Here is a 20,966-nt window from a genome sequence, read left to right as displayed (position 1 = left end):
GAAACCAGTAGATCCTGAGTTTTCTCCCACATTAAATAATATTTTAAAAAAACCGGGTCTATAATATTATGCTTGGGCCTCATTATACAGACATGCTGATTTACTCTTCCACCTACTATATCCTCAGGTACTAAGGTATATCTTAAAGTAGGGTTTACATTTATATTAATCAATAAGTCTCCCTGTTCTAATTCTATACTTTTCATCTTCTCTGCCGTATCAGCTTCAATAAACACAAGTCCATTATAATCAAACATATTGTGACATATATTTTGACTTCTTACAAATGGTATTCCAGATTCTTTATAAAATTTTTTACCACCTTTTGGAGTAGTTCCTCTGCTTATTTTCGAACAAACATCACCTAATCTAACTTTTTTACGACTATTCTTCATACCCCAGTTCCTCCAAGTTAGCTTTTATTGCCTCATCCAACTCATTACTTTCCTTTATCTGCTTATACAGTTTATCTGTAAGTTTATTCATCTTTTCTTTAAAAGTAATATTGTTACAGTTGTTCTTTTTTCCGCATATACGATGAGCATTTACCATTTCTCCAATTTCCTCTGATGTTTGTACCATTATTCCTTCCTCCTAAAGCTGTAAATCAACAACTTAATATTTACAATTAAATCTATTTTCAAATTCAGTTATCAATTCATCTCTAAATTGAGGGTGTGCAATTTTTATAAGTTCCTTGGCTCTTTCTCTCAATGTTTTACCTTTAAGTCTCGCAATACCATATTCTGTAATTACATACTGAAGATCATTTCTTGAAGTGGTGATTGCCGCACCTTTAGTCAAGAACGGAACTATTCTTGAAATCTTACCACCTCCTGCAGTAGATGGTATAGCAAGAATTGATTTTCCACCATCAGCCATACTAGCTCCTCTCATAAAATCAACCTGGCCACCTACACCACTTATCTGTTTTATACCTACACTTTCGGCACATACTTGTCCCATTAAATCTATTTCTACACAAGAATTTATACATACCATTTTAGAGTTTTTCATAACCACCATAGGATCATTTACATAATCTACAGGATAAGATTCTACCATAGGATTATTATTAATAAAATTATATAGTCTTTGTGTTCCCATTAAGAAGGTTACAACTATTTTTCCAGGGTGAAGTGCCTTTTTCTTGTTTGTGATTACTCCAGCTTCAACTAATTCCACAACTCCGTCAGATATCATCTCCGAATGTATTCCAAGATCTTTTTTATTCTTTAAAAACAGGAGTACTGCATCTGGAATAGCACCTATTCCAAGCTGGAGGGTAGAACCATCTTCTATAAGTGATGCACAATATTTTCCTATTGTTTTTTCCACATCTCCTATTTTAGGAGGTTTTAACTCAACCATTGGGCGGGAACTTTCCACTATATAATCAATATCAGAAATGTGTATAAAATTATCTCCAAAAACTCTTGGCATATTTTCATTTACTTCTGCAATTACAAGTCTGGCCTTTTCTGTAGCTGCCTTTATATAATCAGTTGATACTCCATAACTACAGAATCCATGTTCATCAGGTTTGCTTACTTCAATAAATGTTACATCTACAGGTATATAATCTTCTTTAAATAATCTTGGTATTTCATGAAAGAAACATGGAATATAGTCTGATCTACCTGAACTGATAGCTGCCCTTGTCCCTCCTCCTGCAAACAAAGAATTATAATGTATGTATTTTTCTACACCTTCTTCAGTATATTCTTCAGTTTTAGCCATAGGTATCATGTTGTACAATTGTACACTTTTATATTTTTCCTTGTTTTTAACCAGGGCATGTAAAAGTACTAATGCTGCTGCACAAGCATTACCAAAAACTATTTTGTCCCCACAACTTACTTTTGATACGGCTTCGTCTGCGCTGACAACCTTACTTTTGTATAACTCCTCCAAATTTTTAAAAATCATTTTTATAACCACCTTTCAAAATTAAAAAAATTTTTTTATACTTTTAAATGATGCTTTTTCAAATATCAATATTAATTTAAAGTTTGATATTTGTAACTTATAGTTCTTTGTTTAAACAAAATTTTGATTATTTAGGCCATAAATGTAAAATTAAACAAAATGAATAATTTGTTTAATTTATTATAACATAATATGGCTATATATTCAATTTTTATGATAAATTTTTATTTGAATGCCTATAAAAGGAAAATATTTGTTTACTATAGTTACTATTTTTATAAAATACATTATGGTAGTTTAGGCTGAGTGCATACTTCTATAGTAACTTTAAATGAGTGAATTTCGTTCCATATATTTTCATATGATTTGATTATTTTTTCTGAATTAATATTTACTAAATATTTTTATTAGAATAAAACATTGATAAATAGTCACTTGTAAAATTGTATTATGATTTTTGTTCATTTATACTAACAAAATGAATGTAGCTAAAATATTAATATTATTAATTTATAATTACAGTTAACATGTAAAAATTGTAATATTAGATATACTTATTTCAACTACAATATGACATGTTTTTATTGTTATGACTAACATAAAATATGCTAAATTGTAAAAATATAAAACAAATTATTCATTTTGTCTTATTAGTTGTATAACGTATATTGAGTAATATGTCTACATGTTCTATTTTTTGTAATTTTCATTTCTTCACTATATAAGTTTTAATGAATATAAATATATTTGACTTCTTATAAATTTTTTATATAAAATCTCTTTTTCAAATATAAATTTTGCCTTTGAAAATCTAATATTCATTAAAATTACAAAAAACAAATAATCCTTTCAATAATACAAGTATTAAAAGGATGAAACAGATTATATACTTATCCATAAGAAATTAACAAGTACATGTTCATTTTGACACCCCCTATCACTCGTAGAGATAATGGCCAAAAATATAGGCAGGTCTTCTGACTTAAGAATCATTATTTAAGTACGCCTTCCCTGTTTCCAAGTGACATATTGTACTTAAACTCATCTAATACAGCTACGGGATAGTTCAGGAATTTTACCTGATTCCCTTTTAATTAATCAATCTTGATTAAACCTATATTTGTTATTAAATTTTAGTATATTACCATTTTATTGTAAGTATAACACTATTAAGCGATAAAATCAATCTATATACTATTTTAAATATTTCTAATTTCATTTTACTGATAGGCTTTTTTCTTTTTAGTATAAAAATCAAAATTTAAAAGTAAGTGTTTGAATTACTACTGTTTAGTGGAATATTTTGAATACAGGTGAATTTAGCTCTATTTGGTTCTGGAAATTTGCCTGTTTCATAGCATGAATTTTATTTAATAATAATATAGATAATATAGCAAATATCATAAATCTAAGATAGGGTGATAAATGTGTCTCATAGAAAAGTAATTGAGGAGTATTATTGTGATTTAAATAACCTGACAGATTTATTATCTAAATTAACTAATAATTATAGGGTGCTTATAGGAGGTGCTGGCGAATTAAACTCTATAGCACTAGCTCATAAAAAAGATATTAAAAATGCATTGCATAGGGCAAATGAATTAGGAGATATAATTGATAAAATATTAAATGGCTTGGGAAAAACTACAGAAGGATATGTAGAATATTGTAAAATGAGGGCTGAAATTATAAAAGGAAAAATGTTAGTTCAATATATGGAAACTGAAATAAATGAAGAATTATTTTTAAATAGTTTGGATGATCTAAATAGTGATGATGATATAGATGATAATGATGATATAAAAGGAGATGAAGAAGATTAGGTATACAGTATACTTGACCTAATCTTTTATGAAAAATCATAATAGTTATATAAATTTAATAAAATCAAATTTTTTTAAATTTATGGTTAGATATCATAAGATAAGAAAGTGCTATAATTAGTAAAATTGTAATTTCTGAAGGAAGTGGGTGGTTTAAAGTAAGTAAGCAATAGAGTGATATAAACATACCTGTAAAAGTTATAGGGATACCCAAAAATTGTCCGTCAAAATCAGTAACATTAAATCTTGCCAGTCTATAAGCGCCACATATTGGCAGCAATAATACTAATAAATATCCTAATAATCCTAAATATGAAAAATTATAAATGTTAAAAACAAGAACTGAAGGGGCTACACCAAACGAAACTAGGTCCGCAAGAGAATCTAATTCTTTACCTAGATTACTGGATACATTTAAAAACCTAGCAATCCTCCCATCATATCTATCGGCTAAACATGCAAGTAGTATAAATACACCAGCCCATATATAATTTTCTTCAAAAGACATCATTAGAGACATTACACCACAACTGAGGTTAGTAAATGTGAATACGTTAGGCACAGAACTTTTTGCTATTTTAGCCACTGTGATCACTCCTTAAAATAAGAAAATATTTTTATTGTTTTAAATGAGTAAAAAGTATATAATTACATAAGCTAATTATAACCTATTTTAATAAAATAGTTAAGTGTATAATATACATTATATTATAGTTGCCTTTTATTTGGTTTATTTTTTAGGTTTCTCTTACAACTTTATAGTATTATGATTTAAATAATAATACATTTAAATATAGAATTTTCTTTATGCATTTAATAATAGATGTTAGTTATTATAAAAATATGGCTGAAACTAATTTTTGCTAAAAAGGATAGTTAAAAACTTATGGGGTATAATAAAAAAAATATTATAAAATATGTAGTGAATATTTTGTTATTTATATTAATTGTAGCTATATTATTCAACCATAGAAGACATTTCCATTGTATAAACATGGGAAATATTAAAAGATATATACAAAGTTATGGTAGGTTTTCAGCCTTAGTTTTTCTATTACTTTATATGTTGAGACCTATAATGTTTTTAATGCCTGCATCTTTAATGGCTATTATTGCAGGGAATATTTTTAATTATTATGTAGCTGTTCTGCTAAATATGATTGGATGCTTTGGGTCAGCCACAATAGCGTTTTTTCTGGCTAGATTTTTAGGCCGTTCATTTGTAGACAAGTGTCTGAAAGGTAAAGCCTTAAAATTTAATAAAAATATAGAGAAATATGGTTTTAAAATTATGACTATAATGAGACTGTGTTTTGTATTTCCGTATGATCCCTTAAGTTATAGTGCAGGTCTTACAAAAATTAAATATAGAGACTTCATTTTAGGAACTTTAGTAGGTGTTTTCCCTGAAATTGTAACTTACTCTTTGATGGGAAAGCATTTGGGAAATCCTTTTTCATTTAAATTTATATTGCCTATAATGATTTTGTTTATTATAGCATTCATTTCGGTGTATACATATAAGAGGTCCAAAAATACCAGTATTTATAAGTAATATAGCTCTTTAAATTAGGAGATAATAAATTTTGAAATCTAAAATTTAGAGGGGTGTTATAATGAAGGTTAAGAATATAATGACTAAATCTGTAGCTAGTTTAAATCCCGATGACACTGTACAAAAGGCAGCACAAGTCATGCAGGAAAATAATGTAGGATCTATCCCGGTGTGTCAGGGAGGAAAGGTTATAGGAATTATAACGGATAGAGATATATCTATAAGGGCAGAAGTAACTGAGGGTGCTGGTTCTAAAACTGTAAGGGATATTATGTCATCAAATCCAGTAACAGTATCACCAGATATGGATGTACAAGACGTTTCTAGAATAATGAGTGAAAGACAAATAAGAAGAGTTCCGGTAGTAGAAAATAATAATATAGTGGGTATAGTGTCTTTAGGTGACCTGGCTGTAAATCCTAAATCTAATAATCAAGCAGGAGACGCACTAAGTAGTATATCTCAGCCAAGTAATTCACAGTTTTAGAGATTAATAATTTGTAAATAAATCCACAAGAATTGCTGAGTAATCTTGTGGATTTATTGTTCGTGGTGATATAATTATGTTACGCTATGCATTTAATAATAAGTTTATCATTTAGGAGAGTTAACATGAATAAAGTGAAATTTATTTATAATCCATATTCTGGGGAAAAGGCTATAATATATAATATAGAAAACGTTATTAAGATACATCAAAAATATGGATATCAAATAATACCTTTTAGGGTCAGCTTTGAAGCTGATATGAAAGAGGCTTTTAAAGACATAGATCAGACTTATAAATATATATTAGTAGCTGGAGGAGATGGTACAGTAGATACTGCTGTAAACCATATGAAAAAATTAAATATAAATATACCTATAGCTATACTTCCTGTAGGTACTGCTAATGATTTCGCTAAATTTATAGGGATGTCAGAAAATATTCAAGAGGCTTGTGAACAGATAATAAATAGTATCCCCAAAAAGTTAGATTTAGGAAAAGTAAATGATAAGTACTTTATAAATGTAGCCAGTACAGGTTTATTTACAGATGTATCGCAAAAAACAGATGTAAATTTAAAAAATACAATTGGGAAATTAGCTTATTATGTTAAAGGATTAGAGCAACTTACTAATCTTAGAAAGTTGAAAGTAAAAGTAAAGTCTGAAAATGCAGTTTTTGATGGAGATATGTATCTAATGCTTATATTTAACGGGCAGACAGCAGGGAATCTTAAGTTTGCATATAAAGCTAAAATAGATGACGGACTTTTAGATATAATTATAATAAAAGCATCAATGATAAAAGATACTATTGCACTTTTTATAAAAATGCTTCGGGGAGATCATTTAGAAAATACATCAGGACTTATATATTTTAAATCAAATAAAGTAGAAGTATACTGTAAGGAAGGCATAGTAACTGATATAGATGGAGAGAGAGGTCCTGATTTTCCGCTTATGGTGGAGTGCATAAAGGGTGGAATAGAAGTTTTAGGGATAAAACATAAAATTCATAAATAGGCTTAATGCAAGTTTTTCTTTAAAATAGTAATATGGACTAGGTAATATTAATAAATATAAGTTAGGATACTACTAAAAATAGGGAGGATACATGATAATTTATATTTTTTTATTACCGGTTATGTTTCTAATGCTAATTCAAGGATTGGTTTGGACTAAATCTCTACCAGGTAAAATAAAAGTAATAACCTTTATTATTATTATAGCTATGATATTTAGATATATTTCAATTTCTATTATGCTTTTTGCTACTAATATGAAGTATTTATATATGCTTAAAATTCCGTTTTTTTTAAATTTAATTGTAGTTCCTATGATAGTGTTTACTGTATTATACATTTTTATTAGAAAAAATAATATTAAGTTTTACTATATATTTATAATATCTATAATGTTGATTTTACTATATATTTTTATTATGTATAAATGTGCAGCTGTATTGCAAATTGTAGAAAAATCAGTATACACATTAGTTTTCTTGCAGCATATATATATATATTGGACATACATAGTGTTTAATACTTTAATAATATTTTTTGTTTTAGGATTTGTTAATAAAAAAGGTGTAAACAAATTAGGAATATATTTAGTATTGCTAGCGGCTTTTGTGACCGTAATAGAATCTATATTATGGTTTATGGGTATAAGGATTTTAGTAGAAAATATACTTGGGGATATATTCTGGGTAATTGTATTAATTTATGCATTAAATAAAGTTAAGAAAAATTTAGTAACTAGATTAAATTAGGCTATATAGGAGAAGTCAGTTGTTATAAGTCTATATAAAAACTCACAATGTTTAAGGTAATTGAAGATATACTATGAGATGTGCCATGAAAATGAGCAAACTTACAATAAATTAATGTAATGAGTAAATATAAATAAATTTTATATTTACTGTTGCATTTCAATGAATTTGTAATATAATTAATAGTAGAGAATAAATTATATATATTTTTATTATGTTAGGTGAGGCTCCTATATAGACACATGCTGCTGCCCGGAAACATCGAGAGATGCCAATGGGTCAACAGGTATTACCGAATTAAGGTTTTACTTAATGTAGCTGGACAAAGTTTAGTCTAAAGCTATATAGTGCTAAAACTCAGACGATTTAAAAGTTTTAGTTTAATATGGAGCCCTTAGGGCTTTTTTTAGTTTATTTGCATATATTTAAATTTTTTAATTTAGGTGGTGTGTCAAATGGAAAACGGACCGTATGGAGGTCGGTGTATTTTAAAACAAAAATTTAGAAGGTATACAGGGGATTATTTTAGATAATTGTGTAAATTGGTTTTATAAAATATTTCTCTGTATATTGAAGGAGGAATATTTATGAAAAAATTATCTAGTTTCTTTTTGAGTAAGATTCTCTGTAGAAAAATTTATGATGAATTCAATGAATATGTAGGAAAATTATGTGATATTTACGTTTCTGTTGATGATGGAATACCAAAGGCTATAGGGTATAAAGTAAAAAAAAAGTCAGAAGTATTTAACTGTGAGTGTAAAAATATAAATTTTTATGAAGATAATGATAAGGTAATAATAAAAGGAGAGGGAATAAGAGAAATAATACTGCAACGATATTCGTATCTTTTATCAAAACATTTACTGGATAAACAGATAGTAGATATAAATGGGAAAAAACTTGTAAAAGTTAACGATATTAGGATTACAGAAATAGCAGGAGAATATAGAGTTGTAGCTGTTGATACGGGAGTTTTGGCTTTAGGAAGAAGGTTTGGTCTAGAAGGGGTTGTAAAAAAGTGCTATGATTTGTTTGATAAAAAACCTGAAGATAGCTTAATAATATGGAATAATGTGGAGTCTTTGGAAGTTATAAATGATAATTTAAAGTTGTGTATACCATATAAAAAATTATCTAAGCTTCATCCGGCAGATTTGGCGGATATACTAGAAGATATGGATATAAACTATAGGAAAAGAGTTTTTGAAAGTCTAGATGAAAATTTAGCAGCAGATACTTTAGAAGAGATAGCTCCAGAAATGCAGGTAGATATTTTGGAAAATTTAAGTCAATCTAAAAGGGATGAAGTATTATATAATATGCCAAATGATGAAATAGCAGATATTTTAGAGGAAGCTGATGAAGAGACTGTTGAAAAAATACTTTTCAATATGAAAAAGGAAGATGCAGAGGAAGTAAAAGCTCTTATGGGTTATAAAAAAGAAACTGTAGGAAGTATAATGAATAAAGATTTTATTTCTTTTAATATAAACATAACAGTTAGGGAAACTATTGAACTTTTAAAGGAGATTAAGCCAGAAGACGAAGTATCTTATTATATATATATTATTGATGATAAACAAAAACTTCAGGGGGTTGTGTCTTTAAAAGATTTAATATTATCAAACTTTGAAGATAGATTGAAAGATATAATGGAATGTAGTGTATCTACAGTGAACCATAATGAAAATATTGATAAAGCTATAGAAATTTGTTCAAAATATAATCTCTTTTCACTGCCTGTATTAGATGATGATGAGAGATTATGTGGTATAGTAATAATGAATGATATAGTAGAAGATATATTAATACCTAGCTGGAGAAAAAGATTGAGGAAAGTAGGGTAGGTAATATTATTGTTAAAGCTCTGGAAGAATACTATTAATAATCACCAAAAGGGTGAAATTAATAGTATTTTTTTTCATGTATTTTTTACTATATTTGTGCACAAACTAGATTTACATAATAAAATATCAAAAGGAGAGATGGCTATATGGTAAAAAAGATTATTAAGTTTAAAATAGAATTAATACTAATATTAATTATAATGTTTACATATATATCTACTTCTTTATTTTTACTTCCTTATAATAATGCGGTAAAAGCTGTAGCTTATTATTATGGCTCAAGGGGAAATGTAGTTACACAAGTACAGACAAAGCTCAGAGATTGGGGATATTATAATGGAAATGTAGATGGAATATATGGATATCAAACTTATACTGCGGTAAAATATTTTCAGTCCAAAAATGGATTGAATGTGGATGGAGTAGTTGGAGATGCTACTTTGTCAGCGTTAGCCATAAATGTGGCTGGAAGCAGCGGTAGTGAAAGTAATAATCAAGATGTAATACTATTGGCACGTTTGATAAATGGTGAGGCTAGAGGGGAACCATATGAGGGGCAGGTGGCAGTAGGAGCTGTGATTTTAAACAGGACCAGAGATCCTAGATTTCCATCCACCATAGCTGGAGTAATTTACCAACCAGGAGCTTTTACTGCTATAGTAGACGGTCAGGTACATGCTAATATGCAGCAAAGTTCTATAAATGCGGCCAGAGATGCCTTAAATGGCTGGGATCCTTCAGATGGGGCAGTATATTATTTTAATCCGGATACAGCAACTAGTTCGTGGATATGGTCAAGGCCTCTTATCAAAATTATAGGTAAGCATAGATTTTGCAGATAAAATATATTACGAATTTTAACTTTCCACATATATTAATATTTGTTACAATTAAGTATAAGAAAATTATATTATTATATAACTATAATATATTGGGAGTGATTAAAGCATGTTTGATTTTCTAAAGAAAAATTTTGAGTTAACGGCTCCGATTGATGGAAAAATAATTGATCTGTCACAAGTACCAGATCAAGTATTTTCAGAGAGAATGGCAGGAGATGGTGTGGCAATTGATACAACTGGAGATATGGTTTTAGCCCCTGCAGACGGAACTGTGGTTCTTATACTTAAGACAAATCATGCTTTTGGAATGGTTTTAAAAAATGGTACTGAATTATTAGTACATGTTGGCGTTGATACTATAGAACTAAATGGTGAAGGATTAGAAAGATTGGTAGAAGAAGGTATGAAAGTAAAGGTTGGGGATCCTATGATAAGATTAGATAGGAAGTTTATAGAAGAAAGAGGATATTCTCTTATAACTTCAATTATTATAACAAATTCAGAAACCCTTAAAGATATAAAGTATAATACAGGTAAGACAGTTAAAGCGGGAAAAAATGAGTTAATTATGTATAGAATAAAGTAAACAGCTATTTAATTTACTATTTATTCAATTATGACTTTAAATTTATAAAAAATAGAGAGCCAAAATAGTTGGAGTTTCGACAATATTATTTAATAAAAATTGCTAATAAATAGTATATAAGCATATATATTCTTATATAACCGTAGGTACAAGATTTTTATTGTCACATATAAGGGATAATTTATAATAGTACTAATCTATGAACTGACACATTTCTTTTATAGTATATGTTAATATATTTTTAATGTTAGTATTACTATAAGTAATTGTTGGGGAGGTATTGATTATGGTAGTAGAGAATTTTATTTCCACTGAGACTGTAGAAGATATGAAGTATGTGTATTATTATAGATTGCTTAAAGGAAAAGCGGTTATCACATATCAAAAAGATCGCATAGAAATTCAATCCTATGGTATAGAAGTAGAGAGACAGGACATATTAAATGAAAAATTAGTAAATGTACGAAGAGATTGTATAGAAAGTATAAGTCCATATAGACATAAAGTACATAATCTACTAAAATTGTTATATGAGAATAAAGTGTCGCCACTGCATTTAGTTGATACAATTGGTGATTATGTAGACAGATATATTTTGGATTTCGATAGAGAAGTAAAGTATATAGCATACTAAATCTAGTATAAAAAGGGGAGAGATCCTCTTTTTTAATTACATGCGAGTAGAAAAACAATATTATAAAAGGATAAAATTCTATTTTATCCGAACGCTACAATTACTAACACCCCCATCGCACTCTGTGAAAGCGATTCACACAAAATTAAAAATTTTGGTTCTCTGCTTTTCTATCAAAGTGGGGGATAAGCACTGCTACGCGTCTGGATAAGTTCTTCTCCTAAAGGATAACGTATTCTAAGTGCTAAAGACACTAAGAATACTGTTAATAAGTTCAGATGGAGAAAAGTATTTCTCATAAGCAAACTCCACCTGAACCTAAGAATCACTTGATGAAATGGCCTATTTCTCTGAACATGCCTAAATATAAAATTAACTAGCACTTAGGTAAAATTGTATGTGAACCTAATTTAGTATTTACTGTGCTAATAAATAAATGTAATATAAGATATAATAGTATATTATTTAAGAATTGGATTTGGGGGTGTATTATATTTTGATATTAGGTGTTGGAGTAGATATAGTTGAAATTAGAAGGATTAAAGAAGCCATTGATAAACATGGTAATTTCATAGATAGAATTTTTAGTAAAAATGAAGTAGAGTACCTTAAAAATAGAAATCTAAGGCCGGAATTTGTAGCAGGTAGGTTTGCGGCAAAGGAGGCTGTTGTAAAATCATTGGGCAGTGGATTCAGGGGCTTTGATTTTAAAGACATAGAAATAGATAGAACTGCCTCTGGCAGACCAACTGTAGTACTAAAAGGAAAAGCTAAATTAATGATGAATAAATATGGAAATTATAAGATTCATTTAAGCATATCTCATGGAGTAGATAATGCTATAGCCTACGTAATAATGGAGGTTGATAAAATTGAAGATAGCGACTGTAGAAATGGCTAGGGCCATAGATAGTTATAGTATAAATGAGCTAAAGATACCAGGTATTGTTCTTATGGAAAATGCTGCACTTAAAGTAATTAAAAATATAGATTTGGAGAATTATGATTCTTTTTGTGTAATATGTACACGAGGAAATAATGGAGGGGATGGCTTTGCAGTAGCTAGGCATCTTTATAATTTAAATAAAAGGTTGCAGGTATTTTTAGTTGGAAAAGAAGAAGGCATGAGTGATGACTGCAGGGTAAACCATAGCATTTTGAAAAAATTGGGACTACAGATATATAAAGTAAATTCTCAAGAAGGAATAGATGACCTTAAAAAATGTATAGAAAAAAGTGATGTTACAATTGATGCACTATTTGGAACAGGCATTTCTAGAGATATAAAGGGAATTGAGAGTTCTGTTATATCACTGATAAATGAAAATAGCAGGTATACAATTTCTATAGATATTCCTTCAGGACTTAATGGTGATACTGGGAAAGTTTTGGGTAATTGTGTAAAGGCTAATAAAACTGTTACTTTTCAATTGTATAAAAGAGGATTTTTGACATATGGAAGTGATGAATTTACAGGGGAAATATTAGTAGAAGATATAGGAATTCCACAAGTAGCCATTGATAAGTTTAATAATAATGAATTTATAATTGATAAAAGTTTTGTTAGAAACAATTTAAAAGGAAGAAATAAATTTGGCCATAAGGGAGACTATGGAAGAGTATTTATTATAGCTGGTTCTGAAGGATTTAGTGGAGCTGCATATATATGTACTCAAGGAGCTGTAAGGAGTGGAGCAGGACTTGTTACTCTAGGTTGTTATGAGAATATTAGGACAATAATTAGTTCAAAACTTGTAGAAGGCATGACCATAGCTTTGGATGAAAATTTAAATTTAGGAAAAACCATAGATAAAAGTGATGTTATTGCAATAGGACCTGGAATGGGAGCAAATTACAACACCTTAAATTTGGTAGAAGAAATTACAAAAAGTTTTACAAAGACTATGGTAATGGATGCAGATGGTATTAATGTTTTAAAAGGTAATCTTGAAATCTTAAAAAATAGAAAGTGCGCTGTAATTTTAACACCTCATCTGGGAGAAATGTCTAGAATTACTGGCTTAGATATTGAATATATAAGGGAAAATAGAATTCTTGTAGCAAAAAAGTTTGCTGCAGAAAATAATGTAATTGTACTTTTAAAAGGATACAATACAATTGTTACAGATGGAAATATAGTAGGCATAAATTCTACAGGAAATTCAGCTATGGCCTCAGGAGGCATGGGAGATTGCTTGACGGGAATTATAGCTTCTTTTGTAGCTCAGGGTTATGAGCCTTTTAAAGCAGCATGTACAGCAGCATTTGTACATGGATACTGTGGGGATAAGTTATCTCAGAATATGTTCTGTGTAAATGCAAGCCATATTTTAGAAGAATTACCCTTTTCTATAAAAGAATTAATAAAGTAATTTACAAACACTTATTAAATGAAAAAGTAATATAAGAAGACATAATAGAATAGATTAGTAGTGAAAAACTGTAAAATATGGAGGTATAAAGTGAGAAAAAAACTAATACTAGGAATTATGTCTTTTGCTTTAGTTATAGTTTTTTCATCCTGTAACAAAAATATTCAAAATACAGAAGATTTAATTTATTATTTAAAAGATTTAAACAGTTATAGTTGTAGTGTGAATATTTCCATGAAAAATACTAAACAAGAGATAAATTATAGTGGAAAACAATTTTATCATGCTGAATATGGAGATAGATTTGACCTGGGAAAAGACAGAATAATTTTATATAGGCAAAATAAAATAGTTTCTAAAGACATTAAAAGTGGAAATGTTTATAATGGAGATAAAAACTTTGATAGCTTGTTTAAATTTTGTTTTATAGACCAATATATATCATTAATTTATACTAATGAAAAAGTTGAAAGTTCATTTAAAAATATAGATAATCAACAATACCAGATTATATACTTGGATATACCAGGAAATAATAAAAACATGAGTAAGGCACAATTATATGTAAATCTAAAACATAATATTCCCACATATTTGATAATATATGACTCTATGGGAAAAGAGCGGATAAAAGTCTATTATACTAATTTTAAAGCTAATCCAGAATTGGGGGAAGATGTATTCCAGATAAACTAGTTTTCTATTTAGATACTTGTTAATTTTCATAATATATTCACAATCACAATAAAAAAGGTATATAATTTTAGTATATTTTATTTATTAATATTTTTTAATAGATAATTATTTTTATTAGTTTGTTACAATTATAATAAGTGAGGTGATATATTATGTTTAAAAACTATAGACCTGTATGGGAAGAAATTAATATAGATAATCTTGTATATAATATAGGTCAGATAAAGTTAAAAATTGGTGGTGGGGAGTTGATAGGGGTTGTTAAAGCTGATGCCTATGGCCATGGAGCTGTGGAGGTAGCAGAGGTTTTATTGGAAAATGGGGTAAATACACTAGCTGTAGCTGTATTAGACGAGGCGATAGAACTTAGAAAAAATGGAATTAAAGTTCCTATAATGGTACTTGGCATAGTGCCTCATATATTTTTAGAGGAAATAATAAATTATGACATAGAGCCTATAGTCCCTTCTTACAGTTATGCCAATAAATTATCCAAGCTAGCTGAAAATAAAGATAAAAAAGCTAAAATACATATTGCATTGGATACGGGAATGGGAAGGATAGGATTTTCTATGGATAATAATAGCGTAGAAGAAGTGAGTAAAATAAGTCAATTACCAAATATACAAATACAAAGTTTATTTTCACATTTTTCTACAGCAGATGAGACAGATAAAACTTATAGTTGTCAGCAATTTGAAAAATATAAATTATTCTATAAAGAGTTGATAAAGAAGAACGTGGAAATAAATACCAGGACCATAGCAAATAGTGCAGCCATAATGGAATTACCTGATACTTATTGTGATTCAGTTAGACCAGGAATAATAATATATGGATATTATCCTTCTAAAGAAGTAGACAAGAATAATTTAAGTATAAAACCTGTGATGACTTTAAAGGCCAATGTAGTTTATGTAAAGACATTAGAGGCTGGAAGCTATATTGGATATGGAAATAGATTTAAATGTAGTAGAAAAAGTATAATAGCCACATTACCTTTAGGATATGCAGATGGATATACTAGAAGACTATTTGGTAGAGCAAAGGTTATAATTAATGGGAAATTTGCTCCAGTGGTAGGGAATATATGCATGGATCAGTGTATGATAGATGTTACAGATGTAGGCGAAGTTAACATAGGAGATGAAGTCATAATAATAGGTGAAAAAGGCGGGTTAAGATTTAATGCAGATGATATAGCTGAAATTACTGGAACCATAAGTTATGAGGTACTTTGTATGATAAGCAGGAGAGTTCCAAAAGTATATATAAAAGGAGGGGAGGTAGTTAAGATTAAAAATTATATGATATAAGTTATGATATTATAATTACATATTACAGAAAATAATGGTACTTGCACATAGCCTTTGTGGTAATGTATCTTTGCAATATAATCACATTTATGCATCAAGAAATTGTAGCATTTCTTTATAATAAAAATTAAATTTACTTAAAGTACCTAAGTACTAAAAAGTTGTGAATATAAATTTCAAAATTGGTATAATATATAATATGATAATTAATAAGATAAAAAATTATTCATAATATTTGAATATGAGTTTTAAAATAAATACATATATACATAATTAATATCTAAAATTATTACATAATAAATTATAATATGCTTGGGTAGGGATATGAAGAAGGTTATATTAAGGATTTATGAAGATAAAAAGCCCTATGTAAAAAATTACAAGTAGAAAAATGATGAAATTATAGATAATTTCTTTGACACAATTGTAGATTTGGTACTATAATTGGTTTGTATATATCTTTCGCTTAGGGTAATAGGAGGTATTAATTTGTATATGTCAACTTCAAAGAGATTAGTAATAAACCTCTCAGAAACACTATATAATGAATTCAATAAGGCACTTAAAGAAGATTGCAAAAAAAGAAGTGAATTTATTAGGGAAGTTATCATATTATATATTAGTGAGAAAAAAAGGTTAAATAAAATATCAGAAATGGAAAAAGGGTATAGGGAAATGGCGCAGCTTAATCTTGAATTCGCAGAAATGGGCTTTGCAAGTGACATGAAGGAATTTAAAGAATATGAAGCGAAGCTTTCGGAGAGTGATTTGCAAGATGACAACAATAGTGAAAAGAGGAGATATATTTTATGCTGATCTAAGTCCAGTAGTTGGGTCTGAACAGGGAGGGGTAAGGCCTGTTATAATAATACAAAATGATGTAGGTAATAAATACAGTCCTACTGTAATTGTTGCAGCTATTACCTCTCAGATAAATAAAGCAAAACTTCCAACCCATGTGGAGATATCATCAGAAGCTTATGGACTTAATAAAGATTCGGTAGTATTGCTTGAGCAAATAAGAACTTTGGACAAAAGAAGATTGAAAGAAAAAATTGGCCATATGACAGATGTTGACATGGAAAAAGTAGATGGAGCACTTTTGGTAAGTATTGGGTTACAATAAGAGTTCCTATTATAATTAATTGTGTGCCAATATTTTATGATTTTAATTTTATAAATAACTTTACCGATATAAACCCTCGTGTTTAAAGCACGGGGGTAAAGTTTTTGTGTGATTTTATATATAAAAATAAAATTTTATGTTAAAATAATTATAAAAAATTTGTTTAGTTTATTTAGGAGGTTAGGTTTGTGGAAAAAAATATAGAGGAACTTAAGAAAATTGCAATTACTATAAGAAAAGATATAGTAAAAATGCTAACTAAAGCCGGATCAGGTCATCCTGGGGGCTCCTTATCCATAGTGGAGATTTTAACTGTATTGTATTTTTATGAAATGAATATTAGTCCACAAAATTTTAGGGATTTAAATAGGGATAGATTTGTATTATCCAAAGGCCATGCTGCTCCTGCACTATACAGTGTTCTGGCAGAAAGGGGATATTTTAATGTAGATGAACTTCAATCTCTAAGAAAGCTGGGATCCATGCTTCAGGGTCATCCTAATATGAATGAGGTACCTGGTGTAGATATGTCTACAGGTTCTCTAGGACAGGGAATATCTGCAGCTGTTGGAATGGCTTTAGGCGGAAAAATTGATAAAAAAGATTACAGAGTATATACTTTGCTGGGAGATGGAGAACTTGAAGAAGGAGAGGTTTGGGAAGCTGCCATGGCTGCAGCCCATTATAAACTGGATAATTTAACTGCTTTTGTAGATGCCAATGGACTTCAAATAGATGGTCCTTGCGAAGAAGTTATGTCCGCATATCCTATTGGAGATAAGTTTAAGGCATTTAAATGGAATGTTATAGAAGTAGATGGACATAGTTTGGAGCAGTTAATAGATTCTATTAAAAAAGCAAAGTCAACTAAAGATAAACCTACTGTTATAATTTGTAATACTATTAAGGGTAAAGGAGTTTCTTTTATGGAAAATCAAGTGGGATGGCATGGTACAGCACCTAGTATTGAACAATGTGAAAAGGCATTAAGTGAAATAGGAGGTGAAGAGTAATGTCAAATAAAATAGCAACTAGAGAAGCTTATGGAAAAATATTAGTGGAATTAGGAGCAAAGAATAAAAAAATAGTAGTTTTTGACGCAGACCTTTCCAAATCCACTAAAACGTCTAATTTTAAGGAAGCCCATCCCGAAAGATTTATGGATATGGGTATAGCAGAATCTAATATGATGGCAGTAGCCGCAGGAATTTCAACTTGTGATAAAATACCTTTTGTAAGTACTTTTGCCATATTTGCAACAGGAAGGGCCTTTGAGCAAATAAGAAATTCCATATGTTATCCTAATTTGAATGTTAAGATATGTGCTACTCATGCAGGAATTACGGTAGGAGAAGATGGTGCATCTCACCAGTCCGTAGAAGATATATCACTTATGAGAAGTATACCTAATATGATAGTTATATGTCCAAGTGACGCAGTAGAAACAGAAGAGGCAATTAAGGCCATAGTAGAAATGAAGGGTCCCTGTTATGTGAGACTTGGAAGATCCGGGGTACCTGTTATAAATAATAATGAGAATTATAAATTTCAACTTGGAAAATCAGTGAAGCTCCGTGAAGGCAAAGATGCAGTAATCATGGCTACGGGTATAATGGTAGATGCAGCATTGGAAGCTTATAATATACTTGCAGAGGAAGGTATAAAAGTATCCGTTTTAAATATACACACAATAAAACCTATAGATAAGGATGAGATAATAAAAGAGGCAAGGCAAACAGGGGTTGTTGTAACTGCAGAAGAACATAGTATTATTGGAGGACTTGGTTCTGCTGTGTGTGAAATTTTAAGTGAAAATTTGCCTACTCCAGTGATAAGGGTAGGTATAAAAGATACTTTTGGAGAAAGTGGTAAGCCTGCAGAACTTTTAAAGGCTTATGGATTAACTTCAGATGATATAGTAAAGGCTGTTAAAAAAGGATTAACTTTAAAATAAATTATGATAAAAGCGATGTTATATAATTTTATGACATCGTTTTTAAATGATAAAAAATTTAAGCCTGCGTGTTATGTAAATGTTTACTTGCATGATTTTTACTTGTAAATTTTATGCCGAATAATAAAATAATATAGATTTTAATGTAATAATTTATTTAATGTTAATAATTTTATATTTTTGGTTTTTGTCACGTTATGATATAATAAATTTTATAATATGACAAACTTTAAAAATGTATATAAATATAAGGAGGTTTACATGATAGAGTTTAAAAACGTGAGTATGGTTTATAATAATAACATATTCGCATTGTCTAATATAAATTTAGAAATTGAAAAAGGAGAATTTGTTTTTTTAGTTGGATCTAGCGGTGCAGGAAAAACTACGTTTGTAAAGGCACTTTTAAAGGAAATTCAGCCTACAAATGGAGAGATTGTAGTTAATAATATAAATGTTACAAATTTAAAGAGAAGGCAGATACCTTTATATAGAAGAAAGTTAGGGGTTGTTTTTCAGGATTTTAGGTTGATACCCACACTTAATGTATATGAAAATGTAGCTTTTGCAATGAGAGTTATAGAATCTCCTTCAAGGGATATAAGAAAAAAAGTGCCTGTTGTATTGTCTCTAGTTGGCTTATCTAATAAATACAAATCCTTTCCTCATGAGCTTTCAGGAGGAGAGCAGCAAAGAGTTTCTTTAGCAAGGGCTATAGTAAACAACCCATCCATATTAATAGCAGATGAACCCACTGGAAATTTGGATCCGGATACTTCTATGGATATAATGGAAACTATAAATGATATAAATCATGCAGGAACCACAGTATTAATGGCAACTCACGCAAGCAACATAGTTAATTCTATGAGAAAAAGAGTTATAGAAATAGAAAACGGTGTTATAGTAAGAGATGAACAAAGGGGTGCATATGGCTATGAGGATTAGTACTATAAGTTTTTTTATAAAAGATGCATTTAAAAGTTTAAAGAGAAATAAAACTATAAGTATGGCGTCAGGAGCCACAGTGGCAGCCACATTATTTATATTTGGTATATCTTTGCTTACAATGCTGAATATTAAACAGGGGATACTAGAAGTTCAATCTAAGGTAGAGGTAAAAGTTTATCTTAAGGATAACATAACTACAGCTCAGAAAAAAGATATTGAGGATAAGGTAAAATCTATAGATGGGATAGTTAGCTTAGATTATGAAACAAAATCTGAAGCACTGGATAAATTTAAAAGTCAGTTGGGAGAGCAAAATAAATCTCTTGTAGAGGGACTGGACAAGGATAATCCTATTCCCGGTGCATATATAGTTAAGGTGCAAAAACCAGAAATTGTTTCAGCAGTAGTTGAAAACATAAAGGGAATGCAAGGTATAGACAGTATTCAAGATGGAAGAGGTATTGTAGACAAGATTATAGCTATAAGTAGAACTATAAAATGGGCAGGAAGTATTATATCCATAATATTAATTGGAGTTTGTTTATTCTTGATAGGGAACACTATAAGAATAACACTGTATTCTAGAAGAAAAGAAATAGGCATAATGAAGTATATTGGAGCTACAGATTGGTTTATAAGATGGCCTTTTATCATAGAAGGCATTATAATAGGCCTGGTAGGGGCTGTAGTTTCAAATGTAGTATTATACTATTTGTATAAGATAGTATACAATAAGGTAGCAAATACATTTATAATGATTCAGCTTATTAGTCCTCAGTATGTAATTACCAATATTTTGGGCATATTTGTTTTAGCAGGTGTAATTATAGGTGCTGTAGGCAGCGTATTGTCTATTAGAAAGTTTCTTGCAGTTTAGGCTTCTAAAAATAATTTCACCATATGATGGTAATTCAACTTATTATTTATCTTTGAACATAGATAATAAAGCATGTAGAATATTTTTGTTTCTGCATGCTAATTTTATATGTGCTATTGGTAAAGTATTTGTAAATAGGTGTGCAAATTTATTTTTTTTAGTGTTATAATAATTTAAGATTTACATAAATACTATATA

General features: G+C 29.2%; 23 protein-coding genes and 2 riboswitches. Of the genes, 19 read left to right on the top strand and 4 right to left on the bottom strand.

Annotation, left to right across the window (positions count from 1 at the left end):
- The 3 genes from ACJDU8_RS11025 to ACJDU8_RS11015 form a co-directional block, all read right to left on the bottom strand.
- Positions 1-395: restriction endonuclease subunit S (locus ACJDU8_RS11025; RefSeq protein ID WP_406792211.1), on the bottom strand; the 395-nt coding region annotated here is incomplete at its 3' end.
- Positions 385-582: a hypothetical protein gene (locus ACJDU8_RS11020; RefSeq protein WP_406792210.1), complete on the bottom strand. Its 198-nt coding sequence runs from the start codon at positions 580-582 to the stop codon at positions 385-387. The genes ACJDU8_RS11025 and ACJDU8_RS11020, both read right to left, overlap by 11 nt.
- 33 nt (positions 583-615) lie before the next feature.
- On the bottom strand, positions 616-1,929 hold the full coding sequence (locus ACJDU8_RS11015; protein ID WP_406792209.1) for an acetyl-CoA hydrolase/transferase family protein: 1,314 nt from the start codon (positions 1,927-1,929) through the stop codon (positions 616-618).
- Positions 1,930-2,879: 950 nt separating this feature from the next.
- Positions 2,880-3,062, bottom strand: a riboswitch (cobalamin riboswitch).
- Positions 3,063-3,356: 294 nt separating this feature from the next.
- Here ACJDU8_RS11015 and ACJDU8_RS11010 point away from each other — a divergent pair.
- On the top strand, positions 3,357-3,752 hold the full coding sequence (locus ACJDU8_RS11010; protein WP_406792208.1) for a hypothetical protein: 396 nt from the start codon (positions 3,357-3,359) through the stop codon (positions 3,750-3,752).
- A 64-nt stretch (positions 3,753-3,816) separates the two neighbouring features.
- Here ACJDU8_RS11010 and pssA read toward each other — a convergent pair whose 3' ends face one another.
- Entirely contained in the window at positions 3,817-4,338 is a 522-nt protein-coding gene (pssA, locus tag ACJDU8_RS11005; protein WP_406792207.1) for a CDP-diacylglycerol--serine O-phosphatidyltransferase, read from the bottom strand.
- Positions 4,339-4,638: 300 nt separating this feature from the next.
- Here pssA and ACJDU8_RS11000 point away from each other — a divergent pair, with 300 nt between their 5' ends.
- The 18 genes from ACJDU8_RS11000 (at position 4,639) to ftsX (ending at position 20,768) form a co-directional block, all read left to right on the top strand.
- Positions 4,639-5,307: a TVP38/TMEM64 family protein gene (locus ACJDU8_RS11000; RefSeq protein WP_406792206.1), complete on the top strand. Its 669-nt coding sequence runs from the start codon at positions 4,639-4,641 to the stop codon at positions 5,305-5,307.
- 61 nt (positions 5,308-5,368) lie between these two features.
- On the top strand, positions 5,369-5,794 hold the full coding sequence (locus ACJDU8_RS10995) for a CBS domain-containing protein (RefSeq protein ID WP_406792205.1): 426 nt from the start codon (positions 5,369-5,371) through the stop codon (positions 5,792-5,794).
- Positions 5,795-5,919: 125 nt separating this feature from the next.
- A complete protein-coding gene (locus ACJDU8_RS10990) occupies positions 5,920-6,816 on the top strand; it encodes a YegS/Rv2252/BmrU family lipid kinase (protein ID WP_406792204.1) in 897 nt (298 codons plus the stop codon).
- Positions 6,817-6,907: 91 nt separating this feature from the next.
- Positions 6,908-7,564: a hypothetical protein gene (locus tag ACJDU8_RS10985; RefSeq protein ID WP_406792203.1), complete on the top strand. Its 657-nt coding sequence runs from the start codon at positions 6,908-6,910 to the stop codon at positions 7,562-7,564.
- Positions 7,565-7,770: 206 nt separating this feature from the next.
- A riboswitch (M-box (ykoK) riboswitch) is annotated at positions 7,771-7,940 on the top strand.
- Positions 7,941-8,151: 211 nt separating this feature from the next.
- Complete coding sequence (locus ACJDU8_RS10980; RefSeq protein ID WP_406792202.1) at positions 8,152-9,414, top strand: magnesium transporter; 1,263 nt, start codon at positions 8,152-8,154, stop codon at positions 9,412-9,414.
- A 146-nt stretch (positions 9,415-9,560) separates the two neighbouring features.
- The gene (sleB, locus tag ACJDU8_RS10975; RefSeq protein ID WP_406792201.1) at positions 9,561-10,256 is read left to right on the top strand and encodes a spore cortex-lytic enzyme; all 696 of its coding nucleotides are present in this window, start codon (positions 9,561-9,563) and stop codon (positions 10,254-10,256) included.
- Positions 10,257-10,362: 106 nt separating this feature from the next.
- Positions 10,363-10,842 (top strand): PTS sugar transporter subunit IIA, encoded by a 480-nt coding sequence (locus tag ACJDU8_RS10970; RefSeq protein WP_406792200.1) that lies wholly within the window; start codon positions 10,363-10,365, stop codon positions 10,840-10,842.
- A 286-nt stretch (positions 10,843-11,128) separates the two neighbouring features.
- Positions 11,129-11,476 (top strand): DUF6514 family protein, encoded by a 348-nt coding sequence (locus ACJDU8_RS10965; RefSeq protein ID WP_406792199.1) that lies wholly within the window; start codon positions 11,129-11,131, stop codon positions 11,474-11,476.
- Between the two features lie 496 nt (positions 11,477-11,972).
- The gene (gene acpS, locus ACJDU8_RS10960) at positions 11,973-12,377 is read left to right on the top strand and encodes a holo-ACP synthase (RefSeq protein ID WP_406792198.1); all 405 of its coding nucleotides are present in this window, start codon (positions 11,973-11,975) and stop codon (positions 12,375-12,377) included.
- Positions 12,349-13,848 carry an NAD(P)H-hydrate dehydratase gene (locus ACJDU8_RS10955; RefSeq protein ID WP_406792197.1) on the top strand — a complete coding sequence of 500 codons (1,500 nt, stop codon included), beginning with the start codon at positions 12,349-12,351 and terminating at the stop codon, positions 13,846-13,848. Before acpS ends, ACJDU8_RS10955 begins: the two co-directional genes overlap by 29 nt.
- A gap of 90 nt (positions 13,849-13,938) precedes the next feature.
- Entirely contained in the window at positions 13,939-14,544 is a 606-nt protein-coding gene (locus ACJDU8_RS10950; RefSeq protein ID WP_406792196.1) for a germination lipoprotein GerS-related protein, read from the top strand.
- Positions 14,545-14,696: 152 nt separating this feature from the next.
- Positions 14,697-15,860, top strand: a complete 1,164-nt coding sequence (gene alr, locus ACJDU8_RS10945) for an alanine racemase (RefSeq protein WP_406792195.1) — start codon at positions 14,697-14,699, stop codon at positions 15,858-15,860.
- 495 nt (positions 15,861-16,355) lie between these two features.
- The gene (locus ACJDU8_RS10940; protein ID WP_041701016.1) at positions 16,356-16,676 is read left to right on the top strand and encodes a CopG family ribbon-helix-helix protein; all 321 of its coding nucleotides are present in this window, start codon (positions 16,356-16,358) and stop codon (positions 16,674-16,676) included.
- Positions 16,636-16,986 carry a type II toxin-antitoxin system PemK/MazF family toxin gene (locus ACJDU8_RS10935; RefSeq protein WP_406792194.1) on the top strand — a complete coding sequence of 117 codons (351 nt, stop codon included), beginning with the start codon at positions 16,636-16,638 and terminating at the stop codon, positions 16,984-16,986. Before ACJDU8_RS10940 ends, ACJDU8_RS10935 begins: the two co-directional genes overlap by 41 nt.
- A gap of 188 nt (positions 16,987-17,174) precedes the next feature.
- A complete protein-coding gene (locus tag ACJDU8_RS10930) occupies positions 17,175-17,999 on the top strand; it encodes a transketolase (RefSeq protein ID WP_406792193.1) in 825 nt (274 codons plus the stop codon).
- The gene (locus tag ACJDU8_RS10925) at positions 17,999-18,940 is read left to right on the top strand and encodes a transketolase family protein (protein WP_406792192.1); all 942 of its coding nucleotides are present in this window, start codon (positions 17,999-18,001) and stop codon (positions 18,938-18,940) included. Before ACJDU8_RS10930 ends, ACJDU8_RS10925 begins: the two co-directional genes overlap by 1 nt.
- Positions 18,941-19,201: 261 nt before the next feature.
- Positions 19,202-19,888 carry a cell division ATP-binding protein FtsE gene (gene ftsE, locus ACJDU8_RS10920; RefSeq protein WP_406792191.1) on the top strand — a complete coding sequence of 229 codons (687 nt, stop codon included), beginning with the start codon at positions 19,202-19,204 and terminating at the stop codon, positions 19,886-19,888.
- Complete coding sequence (gene ftsX, locus ACJDU8_RS10915; protein WP_406792190.1) at positions 19,878-20,768, top strand: permease-like cell division protein FtsX; 891 nt, start codon at positions 19,878-19,880, stop codon at positions 20,766-20,768. Before ftsE ends, ftsX begins: the two co-directional genes overlap by 11 nt.
- Positions 20,769-20,966: the final 198 nt, after the last annotated feature.

This window comes from Candidatus Clostridium eludens (genome assembly GCF_045310515.1).
Taxonomy (GTDB): domain Bacteria; phylum Bacillota; class Clostridia; order Clostridiales; family Clostridiaceae; genus Clostridium_B; species Clostridium_B eludens.
Note: the sequence above shows the minus strand (reverse complement) of the source record. Positions and strands in the feature narration are given on the sequence as shown.